The following is a 23,613-nucleotide window of genomic DNA, read 5'->3' as shown; positions in this document are numbered from 1 at the left end:
AGGGAGAAGCAAGTGTCCGATCTGCCGAAAAGCGCGCGCGTGGTCATCATCGGGGGCGGGGCGGTCGGTGCCTCGGCGCTCTATCACCTGGCCAAGGCGGGCTGGACGGATTGCGTCCTGCTGGAGAAGAACGAGTTGACCGCCGGGTCCACCTGGCACGCGGCGGGCAACGTGCCGACCTTCTCCTCCTCCTGGTCGATCATGAACATGCAGCGCTATTCGGCCGAGCTCTATCGCGGGCTGGGGCAGGCGGTCGGCTATCCGATGAACTATCACGTCACTGGTTCGGTCCGCCTTGGCCACACGAAGGAGCGCCTGCGCGAGTTCCAGCGCGTCGTCGGCATGGGCCGCTATCAGGGCATGGACCTCGACATCCTGTCGCCGGACGAGATCCGCAGCCGCTATCCCTTCCTCGAGACGCATGACCTGACCGGCGCGCTTTACGACCCCTATGACGGCGACATCGACCCGGCGCAGCTGACGCAGGCGCTAGCGACCGGCGCGCGCCAGATGGGGGCGAAGATCGAGCGCTTCTGCCCCGTCACCGCCGTCCGCCGCGAGAACGACGAATGGGTGCTAACCACGCCCAAGGGCGAGATCCGCTGCGAGATCGTCGTCAACGCCGGCGGATATTACGCCGCCGAGGTCGGCAAGATGTTCGGCCGCCGCGTGCCGATGATGGTAATGAGCCACCAGTATCTGCTGTTCGACACCATCCCAGAACTGGAATCGTGGTCGAAAGAGGTGGGTCACAAGCTGCCGCTGCTGCGTGATGTGGACAGCTCCTATTACCTGCGGCAGGAGAAATACGGCTTCAACCTCGGCCCCTACGAGAACCCCTGTCGCGCCCATTGGGCGACGCCGGACGATCCCTTCCCCGAGGATTTCAGTTTCCAGCTGTTCCCCGACGATCTGGAGCGGCTGGAATGGCACATCGCCGATGCGATGGCGCGCGTGCCCCTTCTGGAAAAGGCCAACCTCACCAAGGTCATCAACGGCCCGATCCCCTATGCCCCCGACGGCAACCCGCTGATCGGCCCGATGCCGGGCGTGCCGAACGCCTTCGAGGCCTGTGTCTTCACCTTCGGCATCTGCCAGGCGGGTGGCGCGGGCAAGGTGCTGGCCGAATGGGTGACAGAAGGCGCGACGGAATGGGACATGTGGTCCTGCGACCCGCGCCGCTTCACCGGCTGGGAGGATCACGACTACTGTGTCGCCAAGGGGATGGAGGTCTATGGCCACGAATACGCCATCCACTTCCCCCACCACGCCTGGCCCGCCGGCCGGATGAAGCGCCTGTCGGCCGTGCATGACCGAACCGCCGCCCTCGGCGCACAGTTCGGGCCCTACAACGGCTGGGAGCGGGCGCTGTGGTATGCCCGCCCGGGCGATGACACCTCCGAGGCAGGCACCGAGACCTGGTCGCGCGAAGGCTCCTGGTATGGCGCAATGCGCGAGGAATGCCTCGCCGTGCGCGACGCCGCCGGCATCCTCGACCTGCCGGGCTTCTCGCGCTTCCGCCTGTCGGGCCCCGGCGCGATCGACTGGCTGACGCGGCAGATCACCGGCAAGGTGCCGAAGGTCGGCCGCCTGGGCCTCGGCTATTTCGCCGATGACAAGGGCCGCATCGTCACCGAGATGTCGATTGCCCGCATCGCCGAGGACGAGGCGCTGCTCATCACCGCCGCGACGGCGCACACTCACGACCGTGACTGGCTGGTGAAGCATCTGGACCCTGGCCTGACGCTGACCGACGAGACCGAGAACTGGTCCTGCCAGATCCTGACCGGGCCGAAATCCCGCGCCATCCTGTCGGAAGTCACCAAGGCCGACCTGTCGCTGCCCTGGCTCACCTGGCAGAAGGCGACCATCGGCGGGGCGGAGGTCTTCCTGATGCGCGTCTCCTTCGCGGGCGAGCTTGGCTGGGAAATCCATTCCCGCGTCGAGGATACCCCGGCGATCTGGGACATCGTGATGCGGGCGGGCAAGTTCCATGGGCTGAAGCCGTTCGGCATGTTCGCGCTGAACTCGCTCCGCATCGAGAAGGGCTACCGGGCGTGGAAGGGCGACCTCTCGACCGACTACACGGTGCTTCAAGGTGGGCTCGAACGCTTCGTCGACTGGGCCAAGCCCGAGTTCCGAGGCAAGGCGGCGCTCGCAGCGGAAAAGCAGCGCGGCGTCACCAAGCGGTTCACCGTGCTCAAGGCCGACGTGGGGGATTGCGACCCGCCCTACATGTCGACGCTCTGGCATGACGGCAAAGTCGTGGGCGAGACGACCAGCGCCTATTGGGGCCACCGCGTCGATGCCTGCCTCGCGCTCGGAATGCTGCGCTCCGACCTGACCGCGCCGGGCACGAAACTGGAGATCGAGGTCTTCGGCACCCGCTATCCGGCCGAGGTCATGGGCGACGGCGCGGTCTGGGACCCGCAGAACGAACGGATCCGCGCATGACGCATGCTCCCACCATGTCCGGCGTGCAGCTGGTCCGCCACGGCGGGCCGGAGGCGCTGGTCTGGCGGGAGGATATCCCGGTGCCGCATCCCGGCCCAGGCGAGGTGCTGGTGCGCGTTCTGGCCGCGGGGGTGAATGCGACCGACATCAACACCCGCGTCGGCTGGTACGGCAAGGGCGAAGAGGCCGGCTGGTCCGGCGCGATTGCCTTTCCGCGCATCCAGGGGTCGGACCTGTGCGGGCGAGTCGTGGCGCTCGGCGAGGGCGTCGAGGGGATCGCCATGGGCGCAAGGGTGATCTGCCCGACCAACCAGTCGGAACCGACAGTAGAGAACCCGGTGCATTTCGTCGCCATCGGCTCGGAATATGACGGCGCCTTCGCGCAATTCTGCGTGGTCCCGGCGCGGCACCTGCATGACGTGACCGCCTCGCCCCTGTCGGATGTCGAGATCGGCGCGATGCCCTGCGCCTATGGCACGGCGAACAACCTGCTGCACCGGGCCGGAGTGCAGGCGGGCGAGCGGGTTCTGGTGACCGGCGCGTCGGGCGGCGTCGGACTGGCGGCAGTTCAACTCGCGGTGCTGCGTGGGGCCGAAGTGGTGGGCCAGTGCTCGCCCGCCAAGGCCGGGGCGGTGCGACAGGCGGGGGCCGAGGTGCTGGACCGCGATGCCAAACCGTCGCCTCGCAGCTTCCATGCGGTGATCGACCTCGTCGGCGGTCCGGGCTGGGCGGACCGGCTCGACGCTCTGAAGCCGGGCGGGCGCTATGCTACCTCGGGCGCGGTTGGCGGTCCACTCGTCACGGGCGATCTGCGCACGATCTACCTCAACGACCTGACGATCTTCGGGGCCACCAACCAGCCCCGTGACGTCTTTGCCCGGCTCGTCGAACTCATCAATGGCGCGCGCGTCCGGCCGGTCGTGTCGCGGACCTATCCGCTGCGGGATATCGCCGGGGCGCAGGCCGATCTGGCCGCGAACCGCTATCCCGGAAAGCTGGTTCTCATTCCACCGGAGACACTTGAATGATCACCCTTCTTGATGGCGGCATGGGCCAGGAGCTCATCAATCGCTCGGGCGATCCGCCGACGCCGCTCTGGGCGACGCAGGTGATGATCGACCATCCCGGCCTCGTGCAGGCGATCCATGCCGATTACTACGCGGCAGGCTCGACTGTGGCCACGACCAACACTTACGCGATCCATCACGACCGTCTGCGCGATTTCGGCCTCGATGATCGCTTTGCGGCCCTCCACGGCCAGGCGCTGGCCGAGGCGCAGGCAGCGCGCAAGGCGGCAGGGGGCGGGCGCATCGCCGGGTCCATCGGGCCGCTCGGCGCGTCCTACCGCGCGGATGTCGGCCCGGAATACGACACGGCGGTTCGCCTCTATGGCGAGGTCGCGGCGATCCTGGCCCCGCAGGTCGATGTCATTCTGGGCGAAACCATCGCCACGCTGGCCCAGGCGCGGGCGCTGCTTGATGGCGCTGTGAAGACGGGCAAGCCGGTCTGGCTGTCGGTCACGGTCGAGGATCGCGACGGAACGAAGCTCCGTTCGGGCGAGCCGGTCGCGGAACTGGCGGCGATTGCGAAGGACGGTGCGGCGGCGGTGCTGGCCAACTGCTCGGCCCCCGAGGCGATGGCGGCCGCGCTCGAGGCGCTGTCGGCCGCCGGTCTGCCGTTCGGCTGCTATGCCAACGGCTTCAAGCAGATCACCGAGGATTTCCTCAAGGACAGGCCGACAGTCGATGTGCTGGAGGCACGGCCCGACCTCACCGCCGAGCTTTACGCCGATTTCGCCGAGCACTGGGTGGGACAGGGCGCCACCATCATCGGCGGTTGCTGCGAAACCACGCCTGCCCATATCGCCGCGATCCGGCGCCGCCTGACCGACAAAGGATACCAGCTGACATGAACGCCGTTCCAAGCAAAGCCCGTGCGGTCGTCATCGGGGGTGGCGTGTCCGGCTGTTCGGTCGCCTATCACCTCGCCAAGGCCGGCTGGACCGATGTCGTCCTGCTGGAACGCCGCAAGCTGACCTCGGGCACGACATGGCACGCGGCGGGGCTGATCGGGCAGCTGCGCGGCAGCGCCAACATGACGCGCCTCGCGAAATACTCCCGCGACCTCTACATCCGGCTCGAGGCCGAAACCGGCGTCGCGACGGGCATGCGGCAGGTGGGGTCGATCTCGGTCGCACTGACGGCCGAGCGGCACGAGGAACTGCTGCGCAACGCGACCATCGCGCGGATCTTCGGCGTCGACGTGGCCGAAATCTCGCCCGCCGAGGCCAAGGCGATGTATCCGCACCTGAACATCGGTGACGTGGTGGGGGCGGTGCATCTGCCCGGCGACGGGCAATGCGACCCGGCCAACATCGCCATGGCGCTGGCCAAGGGCGCCCGGATGCAGGGCGTTAAGATCTTCGAGATGACGAAGGTCACCCGCGTCACCACCGCCGGGGGCCGCGTCACCGGCGTCGACTGGGAAACCGCCGAGGGTGCGGGCCACATCGAGGCCGACGTCATCGTCAACTGCGGCGGCATGTGGGGCCGCGAGTTGGCGGCGCAGAACGGGGTCACGCTGCCACTCCACGCCTGCGAGCATTTCTACCTCGTCACCGAGCCTGTGGCGGGGATCGCATCAAGCCTGCCGGTCCTGCGCGTTCCGGACGAATGCGCCTATTACAAGCAAGACGCCGGCAAGATGATGCTCGGCGCCTTCGAGCCCAAGGCGAAACCCTGGGGCATGGACGGGATCCGTCCCGATTTCGAATTCGATACCCTTCCCGAGGATTGGGACCATTTCATGCCCATCCTCGAGAAGGCGATGAACCGGATGCCGCTGTTCCAGACGGCGGGCATCCACACCTTCTTCAACGGGCCGGAAAGCTTCACCCCCGACGACCGCTATTACCTGGGCGAAGCGCCAGAGGTAAAAGGCTACTGGATCGCCGCCGGCTACAACTCGATCGGCATCGTCTCGTCCGGCGGGGCGGGACAGGCGCTGGCCGAATGGATCACCCATGGCGAGCCGCCCTTCGACCTGTGGGAGGTTGACATCCGCCGCGCCCAGCCCTTCCAGCGCAACCGCCGCTACCTGAAGGAGCGGGTGACCGAGACGCTCGGCCTCCTGTACGCCGACCACTTCCCCTACCGTCAGGTCGTGACCGCCCGCGGCGTCCGCCGCTCGCCGATCCACGAGCATCTGAGGGCGCGCGGCGCGGTTTTTGGTGAAGTCGCGGGTTGGGAGCGGGCCAACTGGTTCGCCAATCCGGGGCAGGAGCGGGAATACCACTACAGCTGGAAGCGGCAGAACTGGTTCGAGAACCAGAAGGCCGAGCATCTGGCTGTGCGCAATGGCGTGGGCCTGTTCGACATGACCTCCTTCGGGAAGATCCGGGTCGAGGGGCGCGATGCCTGCAAATTCCTCAACCGCATCTGCTCGGCCGAGGTCGATGTCGAGCCCGGCCGGATCGTCTATACGATGTTCCTGAACGAGCGCGGCGGGATCGAGGCCGACCTGACGGTGACGCGCCTCAGCGAGACCGCCTATCTGCTCGTCGTGCCCGGCGCGACCTTCCAGCGCAATCTCGACTGGCTGCGCCGCACGGTTGGCGATGACTTCGCGGTCATCACCGATGTCACGGCGGCGGAGTCGGTTCTCTGCGTCATGGGACCGAAGGCGCGCGATCTGATGACGCGTGTCTCGCCAAACGACTTCAGCAATGCCGCGCATCCTTTTGGTACAGCACGGGAAATCGAGATTGGCATGGGACTGGCCCGCGCGCATCGGGTGACCTATGTGGGCGAGCTTGGCTGGGAGCTTTATGTCTCAGCCGACCAGACCGCCCATGTCTTCGAGACGCTGGACGAGGCGGGGGTCGATCTTGGGCTGAAGCTCTGCGGGCTTCACACGCTCGACAGCTGCCGGATCGAGAAGGCCTATCGCCACTGGGGCCATGACATCACCGACGAGGACCATGTGCTGGAAGCGGGCCTTGGCTTCTCGGTGCGCACGAAGAAAGCGGGCTTCATCGGCCGCGACGCAGTGCTGCGGAAGAAGGACGAGGGGCTTACCCGCCGGATGGTGCAGTTCCGGCTGGAGAACCCCGAGCCGCTCCTCTTCCATAACGAGGCGGTGGTGCGGGACGGCAAGATCGTCGGCCCGGTGACCAGCGGCAACTACGGCCATTTCCTCGGCGGCGCCATCGGCATGGGCTACGTCCCCTGCAAGGGCGAGAGCGAGGAAGAGGTGCTGGCCTCCTCCTACGAGATCGAGGTGGCGGGGGTGCGGCACAAGGCAGTGGCCTCACTGGCGCCGATGTACGACCCGAAATCCGAGCGGGTGCGCATGTGACGAGCGCCGGGAGGGCTGTCTGCCCTACCGGACCCACCCGGGGATATTTGGGGACAGAAGAAGGACTAAGTTCGGGCATGAGACTGGCGGAGCGGCACGAAGCCTTTGCGGTGCTGCATCAGGGCGGCTGCTTCGTCATCCCCAACCCCTGGGATGCCGGATCGGCGCGGATGATGGCGGCGCTCGGGGCGAAGGCTCTGGCGACGTCCTCCGCGGCCCATGCCTTTACCCTCGGGCGGGCGGATATGGGCGGGGTGAGCCGCGACGAGGCGCTGGCCCATGCCGCCGATCTGCTGGCGGCGACCGATCTGCCGGTTTCGGGCGATTTCGAGAACGGTTTTGGCGACACGCCGGCGGATGTGGCCGAGACGGTGCGACTGGCGGGCGAGGTGGGGCTGTCGGGATGCTCTGTCGAGGATACGGTGATGGTCGGCGGAACCCCAGCCTACGAGTTCGACCTCGCGGTGGAGCGTATCCGGGCCGGGGCGGCGGCGGCACGAGCACTCGGGCGGCCCTTCGTCTTCTGCGCCCGGGCCGACGGGGTGATGAACGGCGCCTATGACCTGGCCGAAGGGATCCGGCGGCTGAAGGCCTTCGAGGCGGCGGGTGCGGACCTGCTCTATCTGCCGGTGCCGCCGGGCAAGGCGGAATTGGCACAAGTGCTGGCGGCGGTGTCGAAGCCGGTCAATGCGCTCGCCGCGGGGCCGATCAAGGCGATGACGGTTGCGGAACTGGCCGCCATGGGCGTTCGGCGGATTTCGACGGGCAGCCAGATTGCCCGGCTGACCCATGCGGCGATCCGCGATGCAGTGACGGCGATGCTGGACGAGGGGTCTTTCGCGCCCCTTTCGGGTGTGGCGTCGGGTGACGATATCGATGCGCTTCTTCGCAGGGGCGCGGCAACGGACTGACAGCGGGGGCGGACCCCCGGGAGGGATGACATGACCGAGATTGGCGAGATTTGCGAACCGGCCCGCGCGCGGCGGTCGGGCGGACGTGCGGCGCGGGTAGCGGTGCGGGCGGCGCCCCTCGCTGAAAACCTGCGACCGGTGCGGCCGGGCCTTCCGGGCGGGCAGTACAAGCCGCTGACCGAGGCGGGGGTCGAGCAGATCCACCAGTCGGCGCTCGAGGCGCTGGAGGTCATCGGCCTTGCCAATGCGCCAAAGTCGGGGGTCGAGATCCTGACCGGGGCAGGGGCGATCCTGGGCGATGACGGGCGCATCCGCTTCCCGCGCGCGCTGGTCGAGGACATGCTGGCGGTGGCCGCGCGCGGCATCACCCTCCATGCCCGCGATCCGAAATTCGACCTGCATCTGCAGGGCACCAACGTCCATTACGGCACCGCCGGTGCGGCGGTGCATATCGTCGATCCGGTGACGCTCGACTACCGCGAGTCCACCGCGCAGGACCTCTACGACGCGGCGCGGCTGGTCGAGAACCTCGACAACATCCATTTCTACCAGCGCACGATGGTCTGCCGCGACGTGGTGGACAACAGGGAGATGGACCTCAACACGCTCTATGGCTGCCTGTCGGGCACCCGCAAGCATGTGGGGACCTCGTTCAGCGATCCGTCCCATGTCGCCGACTGCTTCGACATGATCTACATGGTCGCGGGCGGCGAGGAGAAATGGCTTGAGCGGCCGTTTGTCAGCAATTCCAACTGCTTCGTCGTTCCGCCGATGAAATTCGCCGAGGAAAGCTGCATCACGATGGAGGACTGCATCCGTCGGGGCATGCCGATGCTGCTGCTGTCGGCGGGGCAGGCGGGAGCGACCGCTCCGGCACCGATTGCGCTGGCGATCGTGCAGGCGGTTGCGGAGTGCCTGGCCGGCGTCGTCTATGTCAACGCGATCAAGAAGGGCGCGCCCGCGATCTTCGGGACCTGGCCCTTCGTGAGCGACCTGCGCACCGGGGCGATGTCTGGAGGCAGTGCCGAGCAGGCGCTGCTCACGGCGGGCTGCGCGCAGATGCACCGCTTCTACGACCTGCCGGGCGGCGCGGCTTCGGGCATCTCGGACTCGAAGCTGCCGGACATGCAGGCAGGCTGGGAGCAGGGGATCACCAACTCTCTCGCCGGTCTGGCGGGACTGAACATGTGCTATGAGGCGGTCGGCATGCATGCCTCGCTTCTGGGCTTCTGCCTCGAAAGCCTGGTGCTGGGCGACGACCTCCTGGGTCAGGCCATGCGGCTGGTGCGCGGCATCGACGTGACGCCGGATTCGACCTCGATCGAGGCGATGAAGGAAGTCTGCCTTGGCGGACCGGGCCACTACCTTGGCTCCGAGCAGACGCTTGGCCTCATGCAGACGGAATACATCTATCCGGCCGTCGGCAACCGCATGAGCCCGAAGGAATGGAACGAGGCGGGAAAACCGCTGCTTCTGGACGCCGCTATTGCCCGCAAGAATGAAATTCTGGCAAAAGCGGGATCGGTGATCGATCCCCAGATCGACGCGGCCATCCGCGCAAAATACAACATCTATTTCCGGTGAGAGCCATGATCTCGAAAAACCTGCAGAAATTCTACATCAACGGCGAATGGGTCGAGCCAATCTCGAAGCAGCGCCTGGGCGTCGAAAACCCGGCGACCGAAGAAATCGTGGGCGAGATCGCGCTCGGCTCGACCGCCGATGCCGACAAGGCCATCCTCGCCGCCCGTGCGGCCTTCGATGCCTGGACGGTCGTTCCGGTCAAGGACCGGATCGCGGTCGTGAAGCGCATCCTCGAGGTCTACAATTCCCGCGCCGAAGAGTTCGCGGTCGCCATGTCGACCGAAATGGGCGCGCCGATCACCTGGGCGCGCGAGGCGCAATTCTGGGCCGGTCAGGTGCATATCGAAAGCACCATCAAGGCCGCCGAAGAGTTCGAATGGGAATACATGCGCGGCACCACGCGCATCGTCCATGAGGGGATCGGGGTCTGCGCACTGATCACGCCGTGGAACTGGCCGATGAACCAGATCGCCTGCAAGGTCGCCCCGGCATTGGTCGCGGGCTGCACCATGGTGCTGAAGCCGTCGGAAATCGCCCCGCTGTCGGGTATCCTCTTCGCCGAGGTCTGCCACGAGGCGGGCGTGCCGAAGGGCGTGTTCAACCTCGTGAACGGCACGGGTCCGGAGGTGGGCGCCCATATCAGTGCCCATCCGCAGGTCGATATGGTCTCCTTCACCGGTTCGACCCGTGCGGGCACGGCGGTGGCGGCCGCGGCGGCACCGACGGTCAAGCGCGTGGCGCAGGAACTGGGCGGCAAGTCGGCCAACATTATCTTGCCGACCGCCGATCTGGCGGCGGCGGTGAAAGGCGGGGTCGAGGGCTGCTTCGGCAATACGGGGCAAAGCTGCGACGCGCCGACCCGGATGTTCGTGCCGCGTGACCGCCACGACGAGGCGCTGGTCCATGCCAAGGCGGCGGCCGATGCGGTCGTCGTCGGCGATCCGCGCGACGAAGCCACCACCATGGGGCCGCTGGTGTCGAAGCTCCAGTTCGACAAGGTACAGCGGCTGATCCAGGCCGGTATCGACGAAGGCGCGACGCTGGTGACTGGCGGCATCGGGCGCCCGGTTGGCGTGAACCGCGGCTGGTTCGTGCGCCCGACGATCTTCGGCAATGTCACCAACGGCATGACCATCTCGAAGGAAGAGATCTTTGGTCCGGTGCTGTCGATCCTGCCCTATGACACGGTCGACGAGGCGATCGAGATGGCCAACGACACGGTCTATGGTCTGGCCGCCTATATCGCCGGTCCAGTGAAGGATGCCCAGCCCGTCGCCCGCCGCCTGCGTGCCGGCACGGTCAATCTGAACTACCCGGCCTGGGACACCTTCGCGCCCTTCGGCGGCTACAAGCAGTCGGGCAACGGTCGCGAATATGCCGACTGGGGCATCCATGACTTCTGCGAGGTCAAGGGCATCGTCGGCTGGGGCGCCTGAGTCAACTGATCGGCGAGGGCGGCGATTTCGCCGCCCTCATCATGTCTGGGGAGCGACATGCATTACGGCTATATCGGACTTGGCAACCTCGGCGCGGCCTGCGCGGGTTGCCTCCTAAAGGCGGGTTTCAAGGTCACGGTCTTTGACCTGAACCCTGCGCTGGCGGACCCGCTGGTGGAAAAAGGCGCGGTTCTGGCAAAGAGTGCCGAGGATCTGGCCGCATCGGTCGACCATGTCATCACCTGCCTGCCGTCGCCTGCGGTGTCGGAGCGTGTACTGCGCCAGATCCTGCCGCATATGAAGAAGGGCGCGAGCTGGATCGAGATGTCCACTCTTGGCCGCGACGATGTGCTGGCGCTCGCCAAGGTCGCGGACGCGGCGGGGGTGCGGATGTTGGAACTCCCGGTCACGGGCGGGGTGCATCTGGCCTATCGCGGCGAAATCACCATGCTGCCGGGCGGCGACAAGGACCTCGTGGACCTGCACTGGAAGGCCTTCGAGGCCATGGGCAACCGAATCTTCCACATGGGACCCCTGGGATCGTCCTCGATCATCAAGGTCATCACCAACATGCTGGCCTTCATCCATCTCAAGGCCTGCGGCGAGGCCTTGATGCTGGCAAAGCGCGGCGGTCTAGACCTGGGTCAGGCCTGGCACGCGATTCAGGCCTCGTCCGGGAATTCCTTCGTCCATGAAACCGAAGGCGCCCTGATCCTGAACGGCTCCTACGACATTGCCTTTTCGATCGACCTTGCATTGAAGGACCTGGGTTTTGCGCTCGGGTTCGGCAAGGAATTCGGCGTGCCGCTGGACCTCGCCTCGGCAACGAACCAAACCTACATCGCTGCCAAGGCCGCCTATGGCGGGGAGGCGCAGTCGCCGATGATCGCGAAGCTTCTGGAAGACCTGCTGCACACCGATCTTCGCGCCCCTGGCTTTCCGGCCCGGCTCGAATAAGCGCAGTTGATCGCCGAACTGGCACAGCCCGGGGATGGGCTACATTCCCCGGGCTGCGCTTTACTCATCACACTCTCTTGACGGTCGGCTACGTCTGTAGAGAAGCGGCACTCATTAACAAGTTCAGCATGGCTGATTCCCCATTCGCCTTCTGTAATCTGGATCACAGTTCGGAAAGGCAGGCGGATATTTCTTGCATCACGCCTGACCTGCCGAAGCCGCGGGCCGGGTCTCGGCGCGCCAGATCAGGACCATGGCGGTGATGACGCCGGCGCAACCGACGAGTTCCATCGGGCGCAGGAACTCGCCAAGAAGCGCGGCGGCCAGAGCGGCGGCGATGGCGGGCTCGATCATGCTGGCGACAAGACCGCTGGTCGAGGAGCGGCAGAGACGGATGCCCACCGCAAAGGCAAGATAGGCGCCTCCAGTCGCGAAGAGCCCGAGGTAGAGCAGGATCGCGAGGTCGCGCCGTTCAAGCGTTGCGACTTGCGCCATGTCCAGACTGCCGCCGATCAGGGCATGTCCGGCAAGAAGGACGGTGCAGATCGCCAGTCCGAGACCGGTTCCGAACAGCGGCGGGACCACCCCTGACAGGCGGCGCGCCGAAGCGGCAACACCGGCAAAGGCGAAGGATGCGGTCAGAAGCAGGATCCATCCCCCGGCATTGACGGGGCGCAGGAGGTGCGCCTCGGACCCAGGCAGCAGGATCGCCGCGACACCGGCCCCCGCAACCACGAGTGCAGTCGTGACCAAGGCGCAGGGCAGGCGGCGGGCAAACATGGCATCGGCGACTGCCAGGATCAGCGGTGGCAGGCAGACCGTGACCGTCACTGTGATCGTCACGCCGACTTCGCGGAAGGCGCGGAACAGGCAGACCTGAAAGATGGCGGCGCCGATGCCAAACACCAGGAGAGGCAGGGCCGGCAGCCGCATGCCGCGCGGGACGCCGCCGGTTGCGACCGCCGCTGCCAAAAGGACTGCGGCCCCGATCAGCGTCCGAACGAACCCGAGCGTATCCGCGCCAAGGCGGTGGCTGTCCATCATGCCGACCGCGACCCCGACCGTCGCCCAGAGCGCCGCGGCGAGCATGACCAGAAGCAGGCCGGCGAAGGGCAGAAGGGCAGGGAACCTCGGGCCTTTCAGGTTGGGGAATGCAGGGAGAAGGACGTTCGTCATCGGTGTTTCTCCACGCGGTTCGGAGCCATCGGGCTGCCAGGTCCGCGCGGGACGACTCCATCGCCATGCGCGGTTGCCATGCTGGGAGAAACCATGCGGCCAGAACGCCGCGGGGTCTGTGAACGGGGTTACAATCGGATCCGAAGGTGCAGCCGGCACAGCGCGTGCGCGCCGCGCCTGCCCTTGCGATCAGAGAAGGTCGGCGAGCCGCCTGGCCTCGTCATGGGTCGGAGTCAGGCGCGCGCGGTCTTCGCCGGGGAAGAAGCGGGCGCGAGTGGCGGTGGGCATGGGCTTCGGCGTGACGATTTCGACGCGCGGACCGGTCCGTGCCGTCTCTGCCTGCCAGCTGCGCGCCAGAGCGATCTGGGCGGCCTTTGTGGAACCGTAGGCGGCAAAGAACTTCTCGCCCGCGCGCGGGTCGTCGAAGAACAACGCTGTGCCGCTTTCCGAGGCGCGCAGCAGTGGCTCGACCATCGGGATCAGGATGCCCGTCGCGCGGACATTCGTGGCGATCGACTTGTCGAGGTCCTTGGCGTCGACATGCCCTGCGGGGGAGAGGGGGGCGGCATGGATGGCCGCATGAACCCAGAGATCGACCTTGCCCCACCGTTCGTAGATCGAGAGGCAGAGATGCCGCATGGCGTCGTCATTGGTGATGTCCATTGGCGCCAGCGTCACCTCGCCGCCGCCGGGCTGCCGTCTGGACTTGATCCGGTCATCGAGCTCTTCAAGCCCACCCACGGTCCGCGCCACGGCAACGACATGCCAACCACGTGCGGTCAAGACCTCGGCCATGGCGCCGCCAAGGCCGCGCGATGCGCCGGTGATGAGGGCAATGTTCTGGCTCATTCTGTCGGACTCCCGTTCTCTGTCCGCGGGATAGGGGCGCGAGGCGCGAATGGCAAGCGGAGGTCAGGACTTGCGGCCATAACCCGCAGCCAGTTCCGCCTGCCGCCTGCGCACGATCTTCTCCAGAAGCGCGTCTGGCAGTGGATGGTCCGGGGTGAACAGGACACCGCTTTTCGAGGTCTTGAACCCGGCACAGTCGGCGGCGAGGGCCGGAATGACGCTGCCCGAATGAGGATAAAGGCCGAGATGCCGGGCGAAGGCGGCGTAGCCGGCGACCATCTTGCCTTTGCTGCCCGGCTCGCGGAATCCGGGCATCGCATAGGACATGCATTCGACATGGTCCGGCAGAAGGCGCGCCAGACGCAGGCGCAAGTCGCTCAGGGCGTCGCGCTGGTCGGGGGGCAGGGCGGTGAGATAGGCGTCGACCTCGGCTGAGCCGGTCACTCGGCCGCCTTCATCTGGAAGCCTTCCTCGATCTTGTCGGAAGGCGCGACCGGATACTGGCCGCTGAAGCAGGCGTCGCAATACTGTGGTGCATTCGGGTTGCGCCCTGCCGCCTCGCCCGCGGCGCGGTAAAGACCGTCGAGCGAGATGAATTTGAGGCTGTCCACGCCGATCCAGTCGCGCATCTCGTCTTCCGACATGTTGGCCGCCAGAAGCTTCGAGCGTTCCGGCGTGTCCACGCCGTAGAAGCAGGGCCAAGCCGTCGGCGGCGAGGCGATGCGGAAATGGACCTCTGCCGCGCCGGCATCCAGGATCATGTCCTTGATCTTGCGGCTGGTGGTGCCGCGGACGACCGAGTCATCGACCAGGATCACCCGCTTGCCTTTGATGAGCGCGCGGTTGACGTTCAGCTTCAGCCGCACGCCCATGTTGCGGATCTGCTCGGTCGGCTCGATGAAGGTCCGGCCCATGTACTGGTTGCGGATGATCCCCATGGCATAGGGGATACCGCTTTCCTGGCTGTAGCCGATTGCCGCCGGGGTGCCGCTGTCGGGCACGGGGCAGACGAGATCGGCTTCGACCGGGGCCTCGCGCGCCAGTTCCACGCCGATCTGGCGGCGCGTCTCGTAGACCGAGCGGCCGCCGAGGATCGAGTCGGGGCGCGAGAAATAGACATGCTCGAAGATGCAGAAGCGAGAGGCCTTGCGCTCGAACGGGTAAGAGCTTTCGACCCTGCCGTTCTCGATCACCACCATCTCGCCGGGCTCGATCTCGCGGACGAATTCGGCGCCGATGATGTCGAGGCCGCAGGTTTCCGATGACAGCACCCAGGCATCATCGCCGATCCGGCCAAGGACGAGCGGGCGTACGCCAAGGGCATCGCGCACGCCGATCAGCTTGGTGCGGGTCATGGCGACGACGCTGAACGCGCCTTCGACCCGACGCAGCGCATCCTTGATCCGTTCCGAGATGTTCTTCTGGATCGACCGCGCCATCAGGTGGATGATGCATTCGCTGTCCGAAGAGGACTGGAAGATCGAGCCGCGCTCGATCAGTTCCCGGCGCAGAGCGGCGGCGTTGGTCAGGTTGCCGTTATGCGCGATTGCTGCGCCGCCCATCGAGAATTCGCCGAAGAAGGGCTGCACGTCGCGGATGGCGGTGGCGCCCTTGGACCCGGCAGTAGAATAGCGGACATGGCCGATGGCCAGCGATCCTGGCAGGCCTTCCATGACCGAGGCGTTTGTGAAGTTGTCGCGCACATAGCCGAAGCGGCGGGCCGAGTTGAAGCCGTGCTCGGGATCGTAGGCGACGATGCCCCCTGCCTCCTGCCCGCGATGCTGAAGCGCGTGCATCCCGAGAGCCACGAAATTGGCGGCGTCCGAAACGCCGATCACGCCGAAGACGCCGCATTCCTCCTTGAGCTTGTCGTCATCGAAGGGGTGGGCGAGATAGGGCTGCATCGGCGGGGTCTCCGAATCCGGTGGCTGCGGACGCCCTTCATGTAGTGCGTCCGCAGCGAATAGTCACGGGGGCTTGTCGCAGTGGCGGGCTCAGCCGCCCGATGACGTGGTTCCGCCGGCAGCGGGTGCCTGTTCCGCAGGCGCTGCTCCGCTTCCGTCTGCCGGCGCCGGGGCGGGAGCGACCGGCGCCGCAGCCGGGCCGCAGGTCGAGACCAGCTTTTCATACTGGGTCACGATCCAGCCGGGCGCATCCTGGGGGATCGACTGGTTGATGCCGTCCTGGAACGAGGCGAAGATCTTGGCCGAACGGGAATTGTCCACCATCGGCACGGTGTCCGCAGCCACGGCACGGTCGTAGACCACGAATGCCACGGCAACGAGCACCATGCCCCGTAGCGCGCCGAACAGGAAGCCAAGACCCTGGTCGATGCCCCCAAGCACCGAGCGCTGCACGGCGGAGGAGAAGAACGGCGTGAAGAGCGAGATCACTATCAGGCACAGCGCGAAGACGCCAGCGAAAGCCGCGATGATCGACAATTCGCAGCTGTCGGCGAGGAAAGTGCCGACGACGGGAAGCTCCTTCACCAGTGGTTCGACCTGCGGGGCGAACATGTAGGCGAGGATCGCCGCGCCGACCCAGCCGACAATCGCCAGCCCCTCGCGGACGATGCCGCGCGAATAGGCGAGTATCGCCGACAGCACGATGACGGCCGCAACAACGCCGTCGATGATGGTGAAGCCCTGCATTTCCCGCTCCTGCCAGGTCGGGAAACCGCCCGGCTGTCTGTCCCTTGAAGGGAAGGCTCAGCCCGCCCCTTTACTTCGCTTCTCTGGGGGCCTGCCTAGCCTGCCCCGAAGATATCGCCCACGAAGGCCGTCAGGTCGGGTATCTGGTGCACCCGCATCCCCTCGGCCGTCCCGATCTTCGACCGGGCCGGAAGCGTCGCCTGTGAAAAACCAAGTTTCGAAGCTTCTTTCAACCGGTTTTCGGTCTGGCCGACGGGCCGCAGGGCGCCCGACAGGCTGATTTCGCCGAAAAGCACCATGTCTGGCGGAATTGCCACATCCTCGCGCGCCGACAGGAGCGCGCCTGCCACGGCAAGGTCCGCCGCCGGCTCGGAAATCTTCATCCCCCCTGCCACGTTCAGAAAGACGTCCAGCCCGGCGAATGGTATGCCGCAGCGCGCCTCGAGGACGGCCAGAATGGTCGAGAGCCGCCCGCTGTCGAGCCCGACGACCGTCCGGCGCGGTGTGCCGAGGGTCGATGGCGCGACCAGCGCCTGAATCTCGGTCAGGACCGGACGCGTGCCCTCGACCCCCGCAAAGACTGCCGATCCAGGTACGGCCTGACCTCGATCCGACAGGAACAGGGCAGAGGGATTCGACACTTCCGACAGACCTCCGCCCGTCATCTCGAAGACGCCGATCTCGTCGGCGGGGCCGAAGCGGTTCTTCACCGCGCGAAGGATGCGGAACTGGTGGCCGCGCTCACCCTCGAAGTAGAGCACCGTATCGACCATATGCTCGACCACGCGCGGCCCCGCGATCTGGCCATCCTTGGTGACATGGCCCACCAGGATCACCGCCACGCCGCGCTTCTTGGCGAAGCTCACAAGCTCATGGGCCGCCGCCCGCACCTGGCTGACAGAGCCTGGGGCGCTTTCCACCGTGTCGAGCCACATCGTCTGGATCGAGTCGATGATCGCCAGCGCCGGGCGTTCGGCATCGAGCGTCGTCAGGATGTCGCGCAGGTTTGTTTCGGCCCCGAGCGCCACCGGCGCATCGGTCAGACCCAGCCGTTGCGCCCGCATCCGCACCTGCGCCGAGGCCTCTTCCCCAGACAGATAGAGGCATTTCAGCCCCTGCCGCGCGATGCTTGCGGCCGCCTGCAAAAGAAGCGTCGACTTGCCGATGCCGGGATCGCCGCCCACGAGAACAGCCGAGGCTGGGACGAGCCCTCCACCCAGCACCCGGTCCAGTTCGGCAATTCCAAAGGCGGCGCGGGGGGGCGGTGCTTCCTCGGTCGCAAGGTCGGTCAAGGCGACCGCCCGCCCCTTGGCGCCAAGCGACTTTGGGCCAGAGGACAGCGGCGCTTCCTCGATGATGGTGTTCCAGGCGCCGCAGGCATCGCAGCGACCGGCCCACTTGCGATGGACGGCGCCGCAGGCCGTGCAGGTGAAAGTCGGGGAAGCCTTGCTCATGCGCCCTTAGTGACGCGTTCGCGCAGGCTGTGCAATGCGGGTCTGGAGCAGGTCAGGGGTAGGTGCGACGGCGCACGCGCATCAGGAACGCCATCGCCAGCGCGCCCCAAAGGCACAGCCAGGACAGGACAAGCCCGATTGCGTGCAGGCGGCTCAGGCCGTCATCGAGACCGTGCAGCTCCGGCGGATTGAACAGGATCAGCGCCGTATTGAAGACCAGGATCGCGCCGCTGACATACATGGCCGCGCGCAGCACCGACCGGCGCTCGTCGGAGGCCGAGGAAAGGCGACGTGCGGACATGATCAGCGCCACCGCCGGCGGCAGGCACAGCGACAGAATTGAAATGCCGATCAGCAGGACGAGCGCAATTGCAGCGGTCATGTCGGTTCCCATTCAACAATGGCCGGATAACGGCAGCTTTAGAAAGCATAGCGCAAAAGTATGGGGAATCCGACCCCCTGCCAAGATGCCGCGGTGCAGCATCGCGAAATCGTGCTCAGCGAACGGCCTCAATAGGCCCTTCGGCACGACCATGGATGAATTGTTGAACAAACGGATCGGCGGTTGCATCCATTTCGCTCACCGGGCCGGTCCACTGGATCACCCCGTCATGCAGCATAGCGACCCGATCCGCGATGGCGCGGACCGAGGTCATGTCATGGGTGATGGTCATCGCGGTCGCGCCCATCTCGGTCACGATCTCGCGGATGAGGTCGTTGATGACCCCGGCCATGATCGGATCGAGGCCGGTCGTCGGCTCGTCGAAGAAGATGATCTCGGGTTCGGCCGCAATGGCGCGGGCGAGGCCCACGCGCTTCTGCATGCCCCCCGAAAGCTCGGCGGGATAAAGGTCGGCGGTCTCGGGCTTCAGCCCGACGCGCCGCAGCTTCTCGATGGCGATGGCGCGCGCCTCGGCCTTGGGTTTCTTCAGAGCGCCGTGGCGCAGCCGGAACGCCACATTCTCCCAGACCCGGAGCGAATCGAAGAGCGCGGCGCCCTGGAACAGCATTCCGAAGCGGGCGAGGAAGGCGTCGCGGTCGACCTTGGTCACGTCCTGTCCATTGAGCAGGATACGGCCCGCATCGGGTGTGACAAGGCCAAGGATGCATTTCAGCAGCACCGACTTGCCGGTGCCCGATCCACCGATGATGACCATGCTCTGCCCGCTTGGAATGGTCAGGTTCACCCCGCGCAGCACGTGGTTCCGGCCGAAACTCTTCTTGATGTCCTGCAGGTCGATCATGAGGTGAAGAACAGCTCGGTCAGGAGATAGTTCGCGGCAAAGATGAGGACAGAGGCGGAAACCACGGCCCATTTCGTTGCCTGGCCCACACCCTGCGCCCCGCGCCCCGAATGCAGGCCGTGATAGCAGCCCATCAGCGCGACAATGAAGCCGAAGGCCGCACCCTTGATGAGGCCCGAGGTCACGTCCCATGCCTCGAGGAAGTCAGCGGTGTTCTGCAGGTAGGTGGCCGAGTTGAACCCAAGCCGCTGCACCCCCACGGCCCAGCCGCCCATGATGCCGATGGAATCCCCGACCGCGACCAGAACCGGCACGGTCAGGAGCGCAGCCAGCACCCGCGGTACCGCGAGATAGCGCAGAGGATCGGTCGAAAGGGTCACCAGCGCATCGACCTGTTCGGTCACCTTCATCGTCCCGATCTCGGCCGCAATCGACGAGGCGACACGCGCCGCCACCATCAGCCCGCCAAGGACCGGGCCAAGCTCGCGGGCCATGCCGATCGCGACGATCGACGGCACCACGGCTTCGGCGTTGAAGCGCGAGCCGCCCGCATAGATCTGCAGCGCCAGTGCCCCGCCGGTGAACAATGCGGTCAGTCCGACGACAGGCAGGCTGAACCAGCCGATCTGCAGGACCGCGATCAGGAACTCGCGCGGATAGAAGGGCGGTCGGAAGAAGCGACTGACCACCGCGATGGCAAATAGCGTGATCCGCCCCACCAGGGCGAGGCCTGCGAAACTGGCGCGGCCGAGCCGGGCAACGGGCGCGAGCAGGTTCATGCGCCGCTTCCGCTGTAGCGGCGGACATAGCGCTGAGACAGGCCCGTCAGCATCTCGTAGCCGATGGTCCCGGCGCTGCCGGCAAGGTCGTCGATCGTCTGGTTCGGCCCGAGGATGTCGAGCGTCTGCGGAGTTTCGTCCAGATGGGAAATGTCCACCGTGACGAAATCCATCGACACCCGGCCAACCAGCGGGCAGGGGATGTCGCCATGCCAGAGGACGGCCGTGTTCGACAGGGTCCGGTGCAGCCCGTCGGCATAGCCGCCGACGACGGTGGCCGTGCGCGCTGGAGCCTCGGCGGTCCAGGTCGCGCTGTAGCCAACGGTCTCGCCGGGTTCGAGTTCGTGCACCTGAACCACCGGCAGGGACAGCGTCACCACCCGCGCCGCGCCGTCGAAGGGCTGGCCCCCGTACAGGCCGACGCCCGGGCGTGTCAGGTCGAAGTGATAGTCGGGGCCAAGCATGATCCCACCGGTCGCCGAGAACGAGCGTGGCACGCCGGTGCCGTCGGTCAGGGCATGGAAGGCCGCAAGCTGGGCCGCGTTCATCGGGTGGCCGTCCTCGTCGGCGCAGGCGAGATGGCTCATCAAGAGTTCGGGGCCGGCCTCGAGCAGGAAGGGCGCCACGGCCTGCCATTCGACGGCCTTCATGCCGAGCCGGTTCATCCCGGTGTCGATCTGCACGCCGAAGGGATGGCCCGGCAGCGCCTCGAGATGGCGGGTGACCTGATCGATGGAATTGAGCATTGGCGTCAGGTCGAGATCGCCGATCATCTCGGTATCGCCTGCGATATGGCCGGACAACACGCAGATCTGCGGACCGGGGCCTAGCGCCTGGCGTACGACGGCGCCTTCCTCGGCCAGCGCCACGAAGAAACGGCGTGCCCCCGCCTGGGCCAGCGCCCGCGAGATGCGGGCGGCACCAAGGCCATAGGCGTCGGCCTTGACCACCGCGGCTGTCTGGGTATCGGGCCCCGACAGCCGATCCAGCGCGCGCCAGTTGGCGGCGATCGCGTCGAGGTCGATGGTAAGGGTCGCGCTGGCCATGCGCGGTGTTTTGACCGCGAGAGGGGAGAGGTCAAGCGGAAACGGCGCAAGGGCGGGCCGTCCTCGGGGGCATCGAGCCCCCTCGGCCGGCGCTGCCGCGGAAACGGGCAGAGCCTCGGGAGGGATGGAAAGGGCAGGAGCGCTCCGCGCGGGGGTATTTAAGCCAAGAAGAAGCCGGGGTGTCAGAAGCCCTCGGAGCCGTTCTGCCAGGGCTTGGCCAGATTGCCGAAGCGGGTGAAGCGGCCCTCGAAGGCCAGTTCCACTGTGCCGATCGGCCCGTGGCGCTGCTTGCCGATGATGACCTCGGCCTTGCCATGGACCTGCTCCATGATCTGCTGCCATTTGGCCATGGCTTCCAGATCGTGATCGCCGGGCTTTTCCCGCTCGCGGTAGTATTCCTCGCGGAAGACGAACATGACCACGTCGGCATCCTGTTCGATCGAGCCGGATTCACGCAGGTCGCTGAGCTGCGGGCGCTTGTCGTCCCGGCTTTCTACGGCCCGCGACAACTGGCTTAGCGCGATGACCGGGATGTTCAGTTCCTTGGCGATGGCCTTCAGGCCTTGCGTGATCTCGGAGACCTCCTGCACGCGGTTCTCCTTGGACGAACCCTTGAGGAGCTGGAGGTAGTCGATGATGAGCAGGTCGAGGCCATGGGTGCGCTTCAGCCGGCGCGCGCGGGCGGCGACCTGGCTGATCGGCAGGGCCGGCGTGTCGTCGATATAGAGCGGGCAGGATTCGAGCGCCTTGGCGGCCTCGACGAAGCGGCGGAACTCGGCCTCGGTCATGTCGCCGCGACGGATCTGCTCCGAGGGCACCTCGGCCGCTTCGGAGAGGATCCGGGCAGCCAGTTGCTCGGCGGACATCTCGAGCGAGAAGAAGCCGACGACGCCCCCTTCGACCGCGCCTTCGCCGCCATCGGGCAGGCGGCCGCGGCGGTAGGCCTTGGCGATGTTGAAGGCGACGTTGGTGGCAAGCGAGGTCTTGCCCATCGACGGGCGACCGGCGAGGATCAGCAGGTCCGAAGGGTGCAACCCGCCAAGCTTCTTGTCGAGATCGATCAGGCCGGTCGAGATGCCGGCGAGGCCGCCGTCGCGCTGATAGGCGGCGTTCGCCACGTTAACAGCATCGGTTACCGCCTTCAGAAAGCTCTGGAAACCGCGTTCGGCGACGCCCTGTTCGCCCAGCTTGTAAAGCCGCTGTTCGGCCTCGATGATCTGGTCTCGGGGTTCCGAGGCGACCTCGACCTTCGCGGCTTTGGACGAGATGTCGCGGCCGAGCGCGATGAGTTCGCGGCGCACGGCGAGGTCATAGATCATCTGGGCATAGTCGCGCGCGGCATAGGCCGAGATCGCTGCCCCGGCGAGGCGGGCGAGATAGGCAGGGCCGCCCAGTTCCTTCAGGCCCGGATCATCCTCGAGAAAGGCCTTGAGCGTGACCGGCGAGGCGAGCGCGTTCTTCTGGATGCGGGCCGCGGCGATTTCGAAGATTCGCGCATGGACGGGATCGAAGAAATGCTCGGCGCGAACCAGCGAGGCGATCCGGTCATAGACCTCGTTCGCGGTCAGGATCACGCCGAGAAGTTGCTGCTCGGCTTCGATATTGTGCGGCAGTGCATCTTCCCCTGGGGCCGCAACAGCCGGCACCACGGAACGCAGCGTCGCAATTTCGGTCATCTTGCCCCCCGGCCGTTCGCCTGTTCTTCGCATTCCTGCGTCTGTGCCCCGCCGTCTGCCTGGCGCTGGTCGCGGCGGGTTTGGGTCTGATGCCCGTTCCGCGCGCTTCAGGCAATCCCTGATAACTCGGTGTGGAACCCGGTGGAGAACCCTGTGGATCATTTGGGGTCCAATGTCAGTCTAGCGTATATGGTCCGGTCGATCCACTACATCTGGGAGGGGTGCGTGACGCGCTCCCCTTGCTGTCCGATGTGAACGGTGAGTCAGGTATGAGTCGTCCACAGACCGTCGCTGCGGGATAGGCGGGTTTCAGCCAATGCAGCGTCCAACCTATCCTTTTGCGCGTCAGCCCTTGGTTCGGGCCGCCTGCCAGGCCCGCGGATCGTTCAGGAAGGCTTCGACTTCCGTAAGGGTCGCCGCATCAAAGGCCCCGCTGGCCCTTGCTTCCGCAAGCACGTCCCACCAGGTGCAGAGGTAGTGCAGCGCCACGCCGTGTTCCGCGAGCTTTGGCACCGTCTCGGGGAAGATCCCGTAGTAGAAGATCACCGCCGTATGGGCGCAGGTGGCGCCCGTCTCGCGGATCGCATCGACGAAGGACAGCTTCGAGCCGCCATCGGTGGTCAGGTCCTCGATCAGCAGCACCCGGTCGCCCTCGGCCATGACACCTTCGATCCGGGCGTTGCGGCCATAGCCCTTCGGCTTCTTGCGGACATAGGTCATCGGCAGGGCCAGCCGCTCGGCCACAAGCGCCGCAAAGGGGATGCCTGCCGTCTCGCCGCCCGCGACATTGTCGAAGGCTTCGAACCCCGCGTCGCGCATCACGGTGACGGCAAGGAAGTCCATCAGCGTCGAGCGGATGCGGGGAAAGCTGATGAGCTTGCGGCAGTCGATATAGGTGGGCGATGGCAGGCCCGAGGCCAGAGTGAAGGGCGTCTCGGCATTGAAATGGACGGCCTTGATCTCGAGCAGCATCCGCGCGGTGAGGCGGGCGATTTCTTCTTTCGGGGGGAAGCTCGACGGGATCATGGGCGGTCCTTTCG

Annotated in this window: 20 protein-coding genes; 8 read left to right on the top strand and 12 right to left on the bottom strand. The window is 66.3% G+C overall.

The genetic code is table 11. The features are described 5' to 3' along the window. Positions 1-12 precede the first annotated feature (12 nt). The 8 genes from L0V05_RS06645 (at position 13) to L0V05_RS06610 (ending at position 11,698) form a co-directional block, all read left to right on the top strand. Positions 13-2,454, top strand: coding sequence for a GcvT family protein (locus L0V05_RS06645; RefSeq protein ID WP_234869335.1), 2,442 nt, complete (start codon positions 13-15; stop codon positions 2,452-2,454). Next, positions 2,451-3,482 carry an alcohol dehydrogenase catalytic domain-containing protein gene (locus L0V05_RS06640; protein ID WP_234869334.1) on the top strand — a complete coding sequence of 344 codons (1,032 nt, stop codon included), beginning with the start codon at positions 2,451-2,453 and terminating at the stop codon, positions 3,480-3,482. Before L0V05_RS06645 ends, L0V05_RS06640 begins: the two co-directional genes overlap by 4 nt. Next, positions 3,479-4,366: a homocysteine S-methyltransferase family protein gene (locus L0V05_RS06635; protein WP_234869333.1), complete on the top strand. Its 888-nt coding sequence runs from the start codon at positions 3,479-3,481 to the stop codon at positions 4,364-4,366. The genes L0V05_RS06640 and L0V05_RS06635 overlap by 4 nt, the downstream gene beginning before the upstream one ends. Further along, on the top strand, positions 4,363-6,810 hold the full coding sequence (locus L0V05_RS06630; protein ID WP_234869332.1) for a GcvT family protein: 2,448 nt from the start codon (positions 4,363-4,365) through the stop codon (positions 6,808-6,810). Before L0V05_RS06635 ends, L0V05_RS06630 begins: the two co-directional genes overlap by 4 nt. Positions 6,811-6,887: 77 nt before the next feature. Beyond that, the gene (locus L0V05_RS06625) at positions 6,888-7,721 is read left to right on the top strand and encodes an isocitrate lyase/PEP mutase family protein (RefSeq protein ID WP_234869331.1); all 834 of its coding nucleotides are present in this window, start codon (positions 6,888-6,890) and stop codon (positions 7,719-7,721) included. A gap of 30 nt (positions 7,722-7,751) precedes the next feature. Then, positions 7,752-9,305: a trimethylamine methyltransferase family protein gene (locus L0V05_RS06620; protein WP_234869330.1), complete on the top strand. Its 1,554-nt coding sequence runs from the start codon at positions 7,752-7,754 to the stop codon at positions 9,303-9,305. 5 nt (positions 9,306-9,310) lie between these two features. Then, positions 9,311-10,741: an aldehyde dehydrogenase family protein gene (locus L0V05_RS06615; protein WP_234869329.1), complete on the top strand. Its 1,431-nt coding sequence runs from the start codon at positions 9,311-9,313 to the stop codon at positions 10,739-10,741. Between the two features lie 57 nt (positions 10,742-10,798). After that, positions 10,799-11,698, top strand: a complete 900-nt coding sequence (locus tag L0V05_RS06610) for an NAD(P)-dependent oxidoreductase (RefSeq protein ID WP_234869328.1) — start codon at positions 10,799-10,801, stop codon at positions 11,696-11,698. 198 nt (positions 11,699-11,896) lie between these two features. Here L0V05_RS06610 and L0V05_RS06605 read toward each other — a convergent pair whose 3' ends face one another. The 12 genes from L0V05_RS06605 to L0V05_RS06550 form a co-directional block, all read right to left on the bottom strand. Beyond that, the gene (locus L0V05_RS06605; protein ID WP_234869327.1) at positions 11,897-12,874 is read right to left on the bottom strand and encodes a DMT family transporter; all 978 of its coding nucleotides are present in this window, start codon (positions 12,872-12,874) and stop codon (positions 11,897-11,899) included. A 189-nt stretch (positions 12,875-13,063) separates the two neighbouring features. Beyond that, positions 13,064-13,723: an SDR family NAD(P)-dependent oxidoreductase gene (locus L0V05_RS06600; protein ID WP_234869326.1), complete on the bottom strand. Its 660-nt coding sequence runs from the start codon at positions 13,721-13,723 to the stop codon at positions 13,064-13,066. A gap of 63 nt (positions 13,724-13,786) precedes the next feature. Next, positions 13,787-14,167: an iron chaperone gene (locus L0V05_RS06595; RefSeq protein ID WP_234869325.1), complete on the bottom strand. Its 381-nt coding sequence runs from the start codon at positions 14,165-14,167 to the stop codon at positions 13,787-13,789. Further along, on the bottom strand, positions 14,164-15,627 hold the full coding sequence (gene purF, locus L0V05_RS06590; protein WP_234869324.1) for an amidophosphoribosyltransferase: 1,464 nt from the start codon (positions 15,625-15,627) through the stop codon (positions 14,164-14,166). The genes L0V05_RS06595 and purF overlap by 4 nt, the downstream gene beginning before the upstream one ends. 90 nt (positions 15,628-15,717) lie before the next feature. Further along, positions 15,718-16,374 carry a CvpA family protein gene (locus tag L0V05_RS06585; RefSeq protein WP_234869323.1) on the bottom strand — a complete coding sequence of 219 codons (657 nt, stop codon included), beginning with the start codon at positions 16,372-16,374 and terminating at the stop codon, positions 15,718-15,720. 95 nt (positions 16,375-16,469) lie between these two features. Further along, a complete protein-coding gene (gene radA / locus L0V05_RS06580; RefSeq protein ID WP_234869322.1) occupies positions 16,470-17,828 on the bottom strand; it encodes a DNA repair protein RadA in 1,359 nt (452 codons plus the stop codon). A 52-nt stretch (positions 17,829-17,880) separates the two neighbouring features. Continuing rightward, entirely contained in the window at positions 17,881-18,210 is a 330-nt protein-coding gene (locus L0V05_RS06575; protein ID WP_234869321.1) for a hypothetical protein, read from the bottom strand. 115 nt (positions 18,211-18,325) lie between these two features. Then, positions 18,326-19,072, bottom strand: a complete 747-nt coding sequence (locus L0V05_RS06570; RefSeq protein ID WP_234869320.1) for an ABC transporter ATP-binding protein — start codon at positions 19,070-19,072, stop codon at positions 18,326-18,328. Next, the gene (locus L0V05_RS06565) at positions 19,069-19,851 is read right to left on the bottom strand and encodes an MlaE family ABC transporter permease (protein WP_234869319.1); all 783 of its coding nucleotides are present in this window, start codon (positions 19,849-19,851) and stop codon (positions 19,069-19,071) included. The genes L0V05_RS06570 and L0V05_RS06565 overlap by 4 nt, the downstream gene beginning before the upstream one ends. After that, entirely contained in the window at positions 19,848-20,897 is a 1,050-nt protein-coding gene (gene alr / locus L0V05_RS06560; RefSeq protein ID WP_234869318.1) for an alanine racemase, read from the bottom strand. Before alr ends, L0V05_RS06565 begins: the two co-directional genes overlap by 4 nt. Before the next feature lie 182 nt (positions 20,898-21,079). Beyond that, a complete protein-coding gene (locus tag L0V05_RS06555) occupies positions 21,080-22,573 on the bottom strand; it encodes a replicative DNA helicase (protein WP_234869317.1) in 1,494 nt (497 codons plus the stop codon). Between the two features lie 345 nt (positions 22,574-22,918). Continuing rightward, positions 22,919-23,599: an orotate phosphoribosyltransferase gene (locus L0V05_RS06550; RefSeq protein WP_234869316.1), complete on the bottom strand. Its 681-nt coding sequence runs from the start codon at positions 23,597-23,599 to the stop codon at positions 22,919-22,921. Positions 23,600-23,613: the final 14 nt, after the last annotated feature.

Origin of the sequence: Alitabrizicola rongguiensis (assembly GCF_021491355.1) — a bacterium.
GTDB lineage: Bacteria > Pseudomonadota > Alphaproteobacteria > Rhodobacterales > Rhodobacteraceae > Aliitabrizicola > Aliitabrizicola rongguiensis.
This window is presented reverse-complemented; position numbering and strand designations above follow the sequence as displayed.